The sequence below is a fragment of the Pseudomonas syringae group sp. 247E2 genome, from assembly GCF_032587795.1.
Classification (GTDB): Bacteria; Pseudomonadota; Gammaproteobacteria; order Pseudomonadales; family Pseudomonadaceae; genus Aquipseudomonas; species Aquipseudomonas amygdali.
This window is the reverse complement of sequence record NZ_JAWHPK010000008.1, coordinates 225,953-238,508: the sequence shown is the minus strand read 5'-3', so window position 1 is coordinate 238,508 and position 12,556 is coordinate 225,953. Positions and strand designations below refer to the sequence as shown.

At 58.8% G+C, this 12,556-nt stretch carries 10 protein-coding genes; 3 read left to right on the top strand and 7 right to left on the bottom strand.

The features are described 5' to 3' along the window. Positions 1–3 precede the first annotated feature (3 nt). From RYC18_RS08390 to RYC18_RS08380, 3 genes are read left to right on the top strand one after another with little or no spacing between them, the layout of a single operon-like run. Positions 4–585, top strand: coding sequence for an isochorismatase family protein (locus tag RYC18_RS08390; RefSeq protein WP_316885140.1), 582 nt, complete (start codon positions 4–6; stop codon positions 583–585). A 58-nt stretch (positions 586–643) separates the two neighbouring features. Next, positions 644–1,873: an MFS transporter gene (locus RYC18_RS08385; RefSeq protein WP_316885138.1), complete on the top strand. Its 1,230-nt coding sequence runs from the start codon at positions 644–646 to the stop codon at positions 1,871–1,873. Continuing rightward, entirely contained in the window at positions 1,866–3,497 is a 1,632-nt protein-coding gene (locus RYC18_RS08380; protein ID WP_316885136.1) for an ATP-binding cassette domain-containing protein, read from the top strand. The genes RYC18_RS08385 and RYC18_RS08380 overlap by 8 nt, the downstream gene beginning before the upstream one ends. A gap of 308 nt (positions 3,498–3,805) precedes the next feature. On the opposite strand, the gene glmS is transcribed toward RYC18_RS08380, so the two are convergent. From glmS to atpA, 7 genes are all read right to left on the bottom strand, one after another. Beyond that, positions 3,806–5,641, bottom strand: a complete 1,836-nt coding sequence (gene glmS / locus RYC18_RS08375) for a glutamine--fructose-6-phosphate transaminase (isomerizing) (protein ID WP_057404163.1) — start codon at positions 5,639–5,641, stop codon at positions 3,806–3,808. A 9-nt stretch (positions 5,642–5,650) separates the two neighbouring features. After that, a complete protein-coding gene (locus RYC18_RS08370; RefSeq protein WP_002555979.1) occupies positions 5,651–6,418 on the bottom strand; it encodes a DeoR/GlpR family DNA-binding transcription regulator in 768 nt (255 codons plus the stop codon). A gap of 302 nt (positions 6,419–6,720) precedes the next feature. Then, on the bottom strand, positions 6,721–8,088 hold the full coding sequence (gene glmU / locus RYC18_RS08365) for a bifunctional UDP-N-acetylglucosamine diphosphorylase/glucosamine-1-phosphate N-acetyltransferase GlmU (protein ID WP_316885132.1): 1,368 nt from the start codon (positions 8,086–8,088) through the stop codon (positions 6,721–6,723). Positions 8,089–8,213: 125 nt separating this feature from the next. Then, the gene (locus RYC18_RS08360) at positions 8,214–8,639 is read right to left on the bottom strand and encodes a F0F1 ATP synthase subunit epsilon (RefSeq protein WP_002555981.1); all 426 of its coding nucleotides are present in this window, start codon (positions 8,637–8,639) and stop codon (positions 8,214–8,216) included. Between the two features lie 44 nt (positions 8,640–8,683). Next, positions 8,684–10,063 (bottom strand): F0F1 ATP synthase subunit beta, encoded by a 1,380-nt coding sequence (atpD, locus tag RYC18_RS08355; protein ID WP_002555982.1) that lies wholly within the window; start codon positions 10,061–10,063, stop codon positions 8,684–8,686. A 27-nt stretch (positions 10,064–10,090) separates the two neighbouring features. Then, entirely contained in the window at positions 10,091–10,951 is an 861-nt protein-coding gene (gene atpG / locus RYC18_RS08350; protein ID WP_003367855.1) for a F0F1 ATP synthase subunit gamma, read from the bottom strand. Between the two features lie 50 nt (positions 10,952–11,001). Further along, a complete protein-coding gene (atpA, locus tag RYC18_RS08345; RefSeq protein ID WP_002555984.1) occupies positions 11,002–12,546 on the bottom strand; it encodes a F0F1 ATP synthase subunit alpha in 1,545 nt (514 codons plus the stop codon). Positions 12,547–12,556 lie beyond the last annotated feature (10 nt).

Here is a 12,556-nt window from a genome sequence, read left to right as displayed (position 1 = left end):
TGCATGACATCTTCGATCCCTTCCCGTGCCCATGGCAAAAAAACCCTGATCATTAACAACATGCAAGTCGATCTGCTGCCCATGATCCAGGACGCTAGCCGCGTGCTGGAGCATTGCTGCTGGCTGGCGGAGCTTGCCCAGGAAATCGAGCTGCCCATTGCTCTAGTCTTCCATGAAAAGCTGGGCGCGCTGCCAGCACGACTACGCAAGGCAGCAGGTGTTTGCACAACATTTTCCAAATGCCACTTCAATGTGCTCGATGAACGGGGGATCGACATCTTCCGTACCGCTACGCCCGGCAATCACTGGATTTTCGCGGGTGTGGAAACCCACGTGTGTATCCTGCAATCGGCACTGGCGCTACGCGCACGCGGTGACCAGGTTTCGGTTGTGGTAGACGCAGTGGCGTCCCGCAGCGTCCTGGATCACGAGGTCGCGCTCTCGCGCATGTCACGCCACGGTGTGGAACTGATCACCCGCGAGATGTTGTTCTTCGAAACCATGGCGCAGTCGGAGCGATGCGATTACCTGGCGCTGAGCCAACGCTTTCTCGATGGCCGCTACCTGAGGACCTACGGCGAATGACTCGGATTGCCTCACCTGACACCATGCCCACTCGCACCTTTTTCGCAAGGAGCCAGCCATGACCGCCGTTCTCTCGCAGACACCCGCCACTGCCAAGGCCGCGCCCTTGATCCTGCTGATGATCATTTTCATCGACGGCCTGGGCACGGCATTGCTGCTGCCGATGCTACCGATGCTGCTCGACCCGGGCGACCCTGCGGGGGTGGTTTTCGGCAGCGCACCTACTGCCGCTCGGACCGCCGGGCTCTACGGCGTGCTGTTGGCAGGCTACGCCTTTGCGATGATGGTGGGCGCGCCTCTGCTGGGTGCGCTTTCAGACCGCATCGGGCGGCGCCCAACGCTTCTGCTTGCGGTGACAGGGTCGGTCGCCGGGTATGCCCTGAGCACTTGGGCCGTGAGCGTGGGCAGCGTGGGCTTGCTGATCGCCGGGCGCTTGCTGGGAGGCACCTTCGCCGGTAGCGTCCCGGTAGCACAGGCCATGCTGGTCCAGACCCCCGACAGCGCAATGAAACGCATTGGCTGGGTAATGTTTGCCATGACTGCGGGTTTTTTCACCGGTCCCGCGCTCACGGGCATCCTGCTAGCAGCTCATACACCGGGAGCAAGCCTGCTCCTGCCCTTGCAGGTCGCGCTGACCCTCAGCGTGCTGTGCCTGTTGATGGCCTTCTTGCTGCCCTCTACCCCAGCTCCGGCTGCAACAATGGGCCCATCGCTGATCAGACAGGTCTTGAACGGCTTCACCTCGCCAGCCACGCGCAGACCATTGTTTGCACTGCTCTGGCTGCAAATCGGCTGGAATCTCTTTTACCAGTACTTGCCCTGGATGCTCGCACGCCAGAGCCAGACCGTAGGCAGCATCAGCCTACTGCTAACAGTGGTCGGGATCGGCATGTGCATCGCCTTCATCTGGGTGGCCGGAGCCTTGCAAACCCGGTATCCAGCGCCACAGATCGCGCGCGCAGCCATCCCCGTGCTGGTGGTAAGCTGCGCATTGCTAGCGGCCACGCTCGACAACTCGCTTGCCCTGGTTTTCGGTGCGCTTGCCGCGATCGCCTATGGGGTGGCCTACACTGCTTTGATCGGGCATGCCTTGGCATGCGAGCAGTCAAGCCTGCGTGGCACGGTGCTGGGCATCGCCGCTTCACTAGCTGCCGGCGCCGCAGCCGTCACGGCGTTGCTCGGCGGGATAATCGGCGTCTGGGACAATCTGCTGCTGGCCTCGTTGAGCGTGGCTGCGCTGGCCCTGAGCTGGGTCATCCTGGTTTTGGGAAGAGATCGAGATGAGTAGCGACAACGCCACCTTGATCATCAAAGACCTGACCTTGCGCCTGCCAGACGGCAGGCCGCTGTTCTCGGGGCTCAACGCAACGTTCTCCAGGCAGTTCACCGGCATCGTCGGGCCCAACGGCAGCGGCAAATCGATGTTGGCGCAGATCATGGCGGGTCGCCTGACCGCGAGCGAAGGCAGCGTCCAGTGTGCTGGCAGTGTCGGTTATTTGCCGCAATGGCTCGGGCCTATCGACGGGACCGTTGCCGACCTGCTGGGGGTACATAACGCTTTGCAGGCCTTGGCAGAGGTCGAGGCGGGCGCCTGCGACCCAGCGCTGTTCGACCTGATCGACGACCGCTGGAACCTGCTGGGCGATATCCACGCCTGTCTGACGCGCTTGGGCCTAGCACATCTGCCGCTTGATCGCGCAAGCGAGGCCTTGAGCGGAGGCGAGACTGTACGCCTGATGCTCGCCGGTCTGCGCCTCGGCGGCGCGCGGGTATTGATACTCGACGAGCCCACCAACCATCTGGATCGCCAGGCCCGCGAGCAGTTGAGCAAAGAGCTGCGCCAAGGCAAGGAAACCCGCATTGTCATCTCCCACGACCGGGCGCTGCTGGAACATGCCGATCGTATCCTCGAGCTTCGCAGCGACGCGCTGGTTCAATACAGCGGCGGCTACAACAACTATCGCGAGCAGCGCCAGGCGGAGCAGGACAACGCACAGGCTACACTGGTCAGGGCACGCGCGGCACGCGACAGCGTCGAGCAGCAGATCACCATGGCCCGCCAGCGCGAAGTGCAAAGTGCCAGTCATGGTCGTAAGGTGGCGCGTGCCACAGGCACCCCGGCCATCGTCGCCAATGCGCAGGCAGAGCGCGCCGAGCAGCACAGCGGCCATCAGCGCATCCAGCAGGCGCGTCTGAGCCAAATGGCGCGAGAGCGGGTCGACCAGGCCAATGCGAACGTCGAGCCGGTACGCCCAAGCCAACTGCTCGCCCCGACCGGCCTGGTCGCCAACGCGACCCAAGTGGTCACGCTCGAACACTGCGAGCTCCCCTACGGCCCCCCCGACAGCCGCTTCATCGATCTCACCCTGCACGGCCCGATGCGAGTCGCGGTGATCGGGCCGAACGGCTGCGGAAAATCAACCCTGCTGAAGGTGATAGCCGGGCAACTGGCGCCCGCCAGCGGCATCGCCCGGCATATCTCACGCACTCACCTGATCGACCAGCACGCTCAAACCTTCGACCCCGAGCACAGTATCGAGCAGGTGCTACGCAATGAGCTAGGCACTGTCGAGGAGGGCCGCTTTCGCCAGGTCTTCGCCAACGCCGGGCTCGACGCTCGGCAGATGGCTACGCCATTCGGTCGGCTCAGTGGTGGCGAGCGCCTGCGCGCAACGCTCGCCTGGCTGGCAGGCGGCCCCGAACAGACGCAACTGTTGCTGCTCGACGAAGTGAACAACCATCTCGACATCGCGGCCTTGGAAGCAGTCGAGCAGTTGCTCGGACAATTCAAAGGCGCGCTCATAGTGAGTGCTCACGATCTTGATTTTCTGCAGGCCTTGGAATTGACGCACCAGTTCATCTGGCAACCAACAGGTTGGCGCTACGAGCCGTGGGATGATGGCGGGCAATGAATAGCGAAGGCTGAGTTACGATTCCGGGCATCGACAGGTAAGAAATTCCCGAATCTGAAGCCCGGTGTTATCGCTGATGCAGAATTGACCGATCTGCCGACCTGGCGTTGCCTCATAAGGAGTTACCCCAAAGTCAGACCTGCTAGTCGGTATCTAACAGAGCGAATAGGGTCCGTCACGTCGTCAGCGACACGAACGGACCCCAAGAGGCAAAGAGGCTGTCTAAGTGACGGGGCGAGAAACTATTTTGGAGAAACCTGCGACAGTTTTAATTCTCAAAAATCAAAACCCCCACCCCTGTGGATAACTCACTCCACCGTCACCGACTTCGCCAGGTTCCTCGGCTGGTCAACATCCGTCCCTTTCAACACAGCCACATAATACGAAAGCAGCTGCAGCGGAACGGTGTACAGAATCGGTGCCAAGGCATCGATGATGTGCGGCATGGCGATGACGTGAGTGCCTTCGCCGTTCTTGAGCCCAGCCAGCTCATCCGCGAACACGATTAACTCGCCGCCGCGGGCGCGTACTTCCTGCAGGTTGGATTTGAGTTTCTCCAGCAGCTCGTTGTTCGGCGCGACGGTGACGACCGGCATGTCGGCATCGACCAGCGCCAGCGGGCCGTGTTTGAGTTCGCCGGCCGGGTAGGCTTCGGCGTGGATGTAGGAGATTTCTTTGAGCTTGAGTGCGCCTTCCATTGCTACAGGGAATTGCGCGCCACGACCGAGGAACAGGGTGTGGTGCTTCTCGGCGAACAGCTCGGCGACTTTCTCGATGGTGCCGTCCATTGCCAGGGCTTCGCCGAGTCGGGTTGGCAGGCGGCGCAGTTCCTCGACCAGTTGTGCTTCAACGCCCTCTTCCAACGAACCTTTGACTTGGCCGAGTGACAGGGTCAGCAGCAGCAAGGCGACCAGTTGGGTGGTGAAGGCTTTGGTCGATGCCACGCCGATTTCCGGGCCAGCCTGGGTCAGCAGGGTCAGGTCGGATTCACGTACCAGTGAGCTGATGCCGACGTTGCAGATCGCCAGGCTGGCCAGAAAGCCCAGTTCCTTGGCGTTGCGCAGCGCTGCCAGTGTGTCGGCGGTTTCGCCGGATTGCGAGATCGAGACGAACAAGGTGTCCGGCTGAACCACGACCTTGCGGTAGCGGAACTCGCTGGCCACTTCCACCTGGCAAGGAATGCCGGCCAGACCTTCAAGCCAGTAACGCGCGACCATGCCTGCGTGGTAGCTGGTGCCACACGCCACTATCTGAACGTTGCGTACTTTGGCGAACAGTTCGGCAGCCTGTGGACCAAATGCGTGGACCAGCACTTGCTGTTGCCCCAGGCGACCTTCGAGGGTGCGCTGTACAACCTTGGGCTGCTCGTGGATTTCCTTGAGCATGAAGTGACGGTATTCGCCCTTGTCAGCGGCTTCAGCGCCTTCATGATATTGCACCACTTCACGCTCGACCGACACACCCTCGACGTTCCAGATCTGCACGCTGTCGCGACGGATCTCGGCGATATCGCCTTCTTCCAGGTACATGAAACGGTCGGTCACCTGACGCAGCGCCAGTTGATCGGAGGCCAGGAAGTTTTCACCCAGGCCCATGCCGATCACCAGCGGGCTGCCACTGCGGGCGGCCAGCAGGCGATCCGGTTGTGCAGCGTTGATCACGGCAAGACCATAGGCACCGTGCAATTCTTTCACGGCAGCCTTCAGGGCAACCGCCAGATCTGGCGTGTCCTTTAGCTTGTGGTGCAGCAGGTGAACGATGACTTCGGTGTCGGTATCGGATGCGAAGACGTAACCCAGGCTTTTCAGCTGTTCACGTAGCGCTTCGTGGTTCTCGATGATGCCGTTGTGGACAACTGCCAGTTTATCGGCCGAGAAGTGTGGATGAGCGTTACGTTCACACGGTGCACCGTGGGTCGCCCAACGTGTGTGGGCGATGCCCAGACGGCCGGTCAGCGGCTCGCCTGCCAGTGCCTGTTCCAGCTCACTGACCTTGCCCGAGCGACGACGGCGCTCAAGGGTGCCTTCGTTACTGAAAACAGCAACGCCTGCGCTGTCGTAACCGCGGTACTCAAGACGCTTGAGGCCTTCGAGCAAAATGGCCGTGATATTACGTTCAGCAACGGCGCCGACGATTCCACACATGGTTATCTCCTAGCTGACAGCAGCACAAATCAGATTGATGCCGCGGGCCTGTATCTGATCGCGAGCCTCGCTGGGCAGGCGATCATCAGTAATAAGGGTGTGGATACTGCTCCAGGGCAGCTCCAGATTGGGGATCTTGCGACCGACCTTGTCGGCCTCGACCATGACAACGACTTCCCGGGCGACTTCCGCCATGACCCGGCTTAAACCCAGCAGCTCATTAAACGTGGTGGTGCCACGAGTCAGATCGATGCCGTCGGCACCGATGAACAACTGATCGAAATCGTAGGAGCGCAGTACCTGTTCAGCGACCTGCCCCTGAAAAGACTCCGAGTGCGGATCCCATGTTCCGCCAGTCATCAACAGGACCGGTTCGTGTTCCAGTTCAGTAAGGGCTCGCGCCACATGCAGTGAGTTGGTCATGACCACCAGGCCAGGTTGCTGGCCCAGTTCAGGGATCAACGCAGCCGTGGTGCTGCCACTGTCGACAATAATTCTGGCGTGCTCGCGAATTCGGGAAACCGCAGCGCGGGCAATGGCCTGTTTGTAACGGGAAACCGGCTGGCTGCTTTCGCTGATCAGCTCGTGAGGAAGCGGCACTGCGCCCCCGTAACGGCGCAACAGCAAACCATTGGTTTCAAGGGCTGCCAAATCCTTTCGAATCGTAACTTCAGAAGTTTCAAAGCGTTTGGCCAAATCGTCGACACTGACTTCACCCAGCTCATTGAGCAAAGCAAGAATATTGTGGCGGCGTTGTGGTGTATTGCGCTTCGACATGACAGCCTCAAGTTTCGTTTCGAAAGATAACGAAGGCAATCAAAACCTATTTTTTGGGTTTGGTCAAGGCCAGAGGGTTTGGCAGGGTATTTTCAATGGAACTTTAGGAACGAGATTCCTGTAACTCTCGCTCCAGTGCTCCGCTCTCAGAAGTATGCATAGGCCAGTTGGACCAATCCGGAATGCATTTCGTGGGAGCGGACTCGTCCGCGAAAACTATTTACAAAGATTCCAGGACGGGGGATGGCTTTCGCGTACGAGTCCGCCCCCACAGAACATCATTTTTCCGGGCTGTGGATAACTCAGTCTTTCCTGATTTTTACCGGACGCTTCCAGCCTTCGATGTTGCGTTGGCGGGCGCGAGCCACGCCGAGTTGTTCAGCGGGCACGTTCTGCGTGATGGTCGAACCGGCTGCAGTCGTCGCACCGTCAAAGATATCCACAGGCGCAACCAGTGAGTTGTTAGAACCAATGAACACGTCTGCACCCAACGTGGTCTTGTGCTTGTTGGCCCCATCGTAATTGCAGGTAATCGTCCCGGCACCTATGTTGGTACGTGCGCCGACCTCGGCATCGCCCAGATAGGTCAGGTGGCCAACCTTGGCACCCTCGCCCAAGTTCGCATTCTTGAGTTCGACAAAGTTACCCACATGTGCTTTGGCACCCAGCACACTGCCAGGGCGAAGGCGTGCAAACGGGCCGGCATCGCTGCCCTCGCCCAGAATTGAACCTTCGATGTGGCTGTTGGCTTTGACGATGACCCCCTTGCGCAGGGTGCTGTCTTTGATGACGCAGTTAGGGCCGATGACCACGTTGTCCTCGATGACTACCTTGCCTTCAAGGATCACGTTGATGTCGATCAGCACATCGCGGCCGACGCTGACTTCGCCGCGCACATCGAATCGCGCAGGGTCACGCAGGGTCACACCACCTGCCATCAACCGGCGGGCTTCGCGCAGCTGATAATGGCGCTCCAGCTCGGAGAGCTGTTTGCGATCATTGGCACCCTGCACTTCCATTGCGTCGTAAGGCTGCTCTGTAGCAACAATCAGCCCATCATTGACGGCCATGGCGATTACGTCTGTGAGGTAATACTCGCCTTGGGCGTTGTTGTTCGACAGCCGCCCCAGCCAGTCAGCGAGACGCTTGGCAGGCACCGCGAGAATGCCAGTGTTGCCTTCGGTGATTGCCTTCTGTGCATCGTTCGCATCCTTGTGCTCGACAATCGCGCAGACACGATTCTGCTGGTCGCGAACGATGCGGCCGTAGCCGGTGGGGTCGTCCAGAGTAACGGTCAACAGGCCCAGTTGCTGCGGATTGACGAGTTTGAGCAGGCGCGCAAGCGTCTCCACTTCAATCAACGGCACATCGCCATAAAGAATCAACACGGTCTCAGCCGTAAGTGCAGGCAGCGCCTGAGCAACGGCGTGGCCTGTGCCCAGTTGCTTGTCCTGCATCACGAAATTCAGGTCATCGGCTGCCAGCTGTTCACGAACAGCATCCGCACCGTGTCCGATCACGACGTGTATTCCACTTGGGGATAACTGACGTGCGCTGTGGATAACATGACCAAGCATGGAGTTGCCAGCCACAGGATGCAGGACCTTGGGCAAGGCGGAACGCATCCGGGTACCTTGGCCAGCAGCGAGAATAACGATATCGAGAGACATGATAGGACTACCAACTGAGCGGCAACCGGGCCGAAGGCGGGCTGACTTGAAAGAGGAAATCTGAAAAAAGAAAAAGGGTAGCCGAGGCTACCCTTTTTCTCAATCGCGCATCGAATGCAGCGGGGTTAGCCGCCGAACTTCTTGCGAATTTGCTGAACGGTGCGCAGCTGAGCTGCAGCCTCGGCCAGACGAGCAGTTGCAGAGCCGTAGTCGAAATCTGCGCCTTTCTCGTTCAGAGCCTTCTCGGCAGCCAGTACGGCAGCCTGAGCAGAAGCTTCATCCAGGTCGGCAGCACGTTGCACAGTATCGGCAAGCACCTTGACCATGTTCGGCTGAACCTCAAGGAAACCACCGGAGATGTAAAACACCTCGGCTTCCCCACCCTGCTTGATCAAGCGGATCGGGCCCGGCTTCAGATCAGTGATCAGCGGCGCGTGGCCTGGAGCGATACCGAGATCACCCAGGTTGCCGTGCGCAATCACCATCTCGACCAGACCGGAGAAGATTTCCCCTTCCGCGCTGACGATGTCGCAATGGACTGTCATAGCCATTTGCTTGCCTCAACCTAATTAGCGCCCGTTTCCGGGCGCCGGGATTACAGTTTCTTGGCTTTCTCGATCGCTTCTTCGATGCCGCCGACCATGTAGAACGCTTGTTCTGGCAGGTGGTCGTAGTCACCGTTGAGGATGCCTTTGAAGCCAGCAATGGTGTCTTTCAGGGAAACGTATTTACCCGAAGCACCGGTGAAGACTTCTGCCACGAAGAAAGGCTGGGACAGGAAGCGCTGGATCTTACGAGCACGGTTAACCAACTGTTTGTCGGTCTCCGACAGCTCGTCCATACCCAGAATCGCGATGATGTCTTTCAGCTCTTTGTAACGCTGCAACACATACTGAACGCCGCGAGCGGTGTCGTAGTGTTCCTGGCCAATGACGTTCGGGTCCAGCTGACGCGAAGTCGAGTCCAGTGGGTCTACCGCAGGGTAGATACCCAGGGAAGCGATATCACGGGACAGTACGACGGTGGCGTCCAAGTGGGCAAACGTGGTCGCAGGCGACGGGTCAGTCAAGTCGTCCGCTGGTACGTATACGGCCTGGATCGAGGTGATCGAACCATTCTTGGTGGAAGTGATGCGCTCTTGCAGAGTGCCCATCTCTTCAGCCAGAGTCGGCTGGTAACCTACTGCGGAAGGCATACGGCCCAGCAGTGCGGATACTTCGGTACCGGCCAGGGTGTAACGATAGATGTTGTCGACGAACAGCAGAACGTCGTTACCTTCGTCACGGAACTTCTCGGCCATGGTCAGGCCGGTCAGTGCTACGCGCAGACGGTTACCCGGCGGCTCGTTCATCTGACCGTAAACCAGTGCCACTTTGTCCAGAACGTTGGAATCCTTCATCTCGTGGTAGAAGTCGTTACCCTCACGAGTACGCTCACCCACACCGGCGAACACGGAATAACCGCTGTGCTCGATGGCGATGTTACGGATCAGTTCCATCATGTTTACGGTCTTGCCGACACCGGCACCACCGAACAGACCGACTTTACCGCCTTTGGCGAACGGGCAAACCAGGTCGATAACCTTGATGCCGGTTTCCAGAAGGTCGTTGCCGCCAGCCTGCTCAGCGAAGGACGGTGCAGGACGGTGAATGCCCCAGCGCTCTTCGGTGGCAATCGGGCCAGCTTCGTCGATCGGGTTGCCCAGCACGTCCATGATCCGGCCCAGAGTCGCTTTACCGACCGGTACGGAGATGGCTGCGCCAGAGTCTGTTACTTCCAGACCACGCTTCAAGCCCTCGGTGGAGCCCATCGCAATGGTACGAACCACGCCGTCGCCCAGCTGCTGCTGAACTTCCAGGGTGGTTCCTGCCGCGCTTTGAACTTCCAGCGCGTTGTAGATACTCGGTACGCTATCGCGTGGGAATTCCACGTCGATCACGGCGCCGATGATTTGAACGATACGTCCGCTACTCATTAGCTGGTTCCTCTAATATTTGAACCGTTAAACCGCGGCAGCGCCGCCGACGATTTCCGAGATCTCTTGGGTGATCGCTGCCTGACGCGCCTTGTTGTAGATCAGCTGCAAATCGCTGATCAAATCACCGGCGTTGTCTGTGGCGTTCTTCATCGCGATCATCCGCGCTGCTTGTTCAGCTGCGTTGTTCTCGACCACCGCCTGGTACACCTGCGATTCCACGTAGCGAACCATGAGGCCGTCTAGCAGCTCTTTGGCATCGGGTTCGTAGAGATAGTCCCAGTGGTGCTTGAGCCCTTGATCCGGGGTTGCCACCAGCGGAATCAATTGCTCCACTGTTGGTTGCTGGGTCATGGTGTTGATGAACTTGTTGGATACCACGGACAGGCGATCAATACGGCCATCCAGGTAGGCATCCAGCATCACCTTGACGCTGCCGATCAAGTCGTTGATCGACGGCTCTTCGCCCAGGTGGCTGATCGCAGCGACGACGTTACCGCCGAAGTTGCGGAAAAATGCCGCACCTTTGCTGCCGACCACGCACAGATCGATCTCTACACCGTTTTCACGGTTCACCGCCATGTCCTTGACCAGAGTCTTGAACAGGTTGGTATTCAATCCACCACACAGACCACGGTCACTGCTCACTACGACATAACCGACGCGCTTCACAGGGCGCTCGATCATGAACGGGTGGCGGTACTCCGGGTTGGCGTTTGCCAGATGACCAATCACCTGACGAATGCGCTCCGCGTAAGGACGGCTAGCAGCCATGCGCATTTGAGCCTTGCGCATTTTGCTGACCGCCACTTTTTCCATGGCGCTGGTGATCTTTTGCGTGCTTTTGATGCTCGCAATCTTGCTGCGAATCTCTTTTGCGCCTGCCATGTAACACCTATCAGGTTAGCAAGCGGGAGCCTTGCGGCCCCCGCTGCGGCTTACCAGGTTTGGGTGGCCTTGAACTTCTCGATGCCGGCTTTCATGCCAGAATCGATTTCGTCATTGAAGTCACCCTTCACGTTGATCTTCGCCATCAAATCGGCGTGATCGCGGTTGAAGTAAGCAATCAGCGCTTGTTCAAAGCTGCCAATCTTGGCGATTTCGACGTCAGTCAGGAACCCACGCTCAGCGGCATACAGCGACAGCGCCATGTCAGCGATCGACATTGGTGCGTATTGCTTCTGCTTCATCAGCTCGGTAACGCGCTGACCATGCTCAAGTTGCTTGCGGGTCGCCTCGTCCAGGTCAGAAGCAAACTGGGCGAATGCCGCCAGTTCACGGTACTGAGCCAGAGCGGTACGGATACCACCGGAAAGCTTCTTGATGATCTTGGTCTGAGCGGCACCACCCACACGGGATACCGAAACACCGGCGTTCACAGCCGGACGGATGCCGGAGTTGAACATGGCCGATTCCAGGAAGATCTGACCGTCGGTGATGGAAATCACGTTGGTCGGAACGAACGCGGAAACGTCGCCAGCCTGGGTTTCGATGATCGGCAGTGCGGTCAGCGAGCCGGTTTTGCCGGTCACTGCGCCATTGGTGAACTTCTCTACGTACTCTTCGGAAACACGCGATGCGCGCTCCAGCAGACGGGAGTGGAGATAGAACACGTCGCCTGGGTAAGCTTCACGGCCTGGTGGACGGCGCAGCAGCAGGGAAATCTGGCGGTAAGCCACTGCTTGCTTGGACAGATCGTCATAAACGATCAGCGCGTCTTCACCGCGGTCGCGGAAGAACTCGCCCATGGTGCAACCCGAGTACGGTGCAAGGAATTGCAGCGCAGCGGATTCGGAAGCACTTGCAGCCACGACGATGGTGTTAGCCAGTGCGCCGTTTTCTTCGAGCTTGCGAACAACGTTGGCGATGGTCGATTGCTTCTGACCGATTGCTACGTAGACGCAGAAGATGCCGCTGTTCTTCTGGTTGATGATTGCGTCGATGGCCAGAGCGGTTTTACCGATCTGACGGTCACCGATGATCAGCTCACGCTGGCCACGCCCGACAGGAATCATGGCATCGACAGCCTTGTAGCCAGTCTGTACAGGCTGGTCTACCGACTTACGCCAGATCACGCCTGGAGCAACTTTCTCGACCGCATCGGTCTCGGTGTTGTTCAGCGGACCTTTGCCGTCAACTGGGTTACCCAGTGCATCGACAACGCGACCCAGCAGTTCCTTACCAACCGGAACTTCGAGGATGCGGCCAGTGCACTTGGCGCTCATGCCTTCAGCCAGAGTCGTGTAAGCGCCCAGTACAACGGCACCCACGGAGTCTTGCTCAAGGTTCAGCGCCATACCGTAGACGCCGCCCGGAAACTCGATCATCTCGCCGTACATTACGTCGGCCAGACCGTGAATCCGCACGATACCGTCAGACACGCTGACGACTGTGCCTTCGTTACGGGCTTGGGAGGTTACATCGAGCTTGTCGATGCGACCCTTGATGATTTCACTTATTTCGGAAGGATTGAGTTGCTGCATTGCTCTGCTG

Bases quoted from the DNA above. Each gene is read 5' to 3' on its own strand.
- RYC18_RS08390 (WP_316885140.1), top strand. From the start codon at position 4: ATGACATCTTCGATCCCTTCCCGTGCCCATGGCAAAAAAACCCTGATC.
- RYC18_RS08385 (WP_316885138.1), top strand. From the start codon at position 644: ATGACCGCCGTTCTCTCGCAGACACCCGCCACTGCCAAGGCCGCGCCC.
- RYC18_RS08380 (WP_316885136.1), top strand. From the start codon at position 1,866: ATGAGTAGCGACAACGCCACCTTGATCATCAAAGACCTGACCTTGCGC.
- glmS (WP_057404163.1), bottom strand. From the start codon at position 5,641: ATGTGTGGAATCGTCGGCGCCGTTGCTGAACGTAATATCACGGCCATT.
- RYC18_RS08370 (WP_002555979.1), bottom strand. From the start codon at position 6,418: ATGTCGAAGCGCAATACACCACAACGCCGCCACAATATTCTTGCTTTG.
- glmU (WP_316885132.1), bottom strand. From the start codon at position 8,088: ATGTCTCTCGATATCGTTATTCTCGCTGCTGGCCAAGGTACCCGGATG.
- RYC18_RS08360 (WP_002555981.1), bottom strand. From the start codon at position 8,639: ATGGCTATGACAGTCCATTGCGACATCGTCAGCGCGGAAGGGGAAATC.
- atpD (WP_002555982.1), bottom strand. From the start codon at position 10,063: ATGAGTAGCGGACGTATCGTTCAAATCATCGGCGCCGTGATCGACGTG.
- atpG (WP_003367855.1), bottom strand. From the start codon at position 10,951: ATGGCAGGCGCAAAAGAGATTCGCAGCAAGATTGCGAGCATCAAAAGC.
- atpA (WP_002555984.1), bottom strand. From the start codon at position 12,546: ATGCAGCAACTCAATCCTTCCGAAATAAGTGAAATCATCAAGGGTCGC.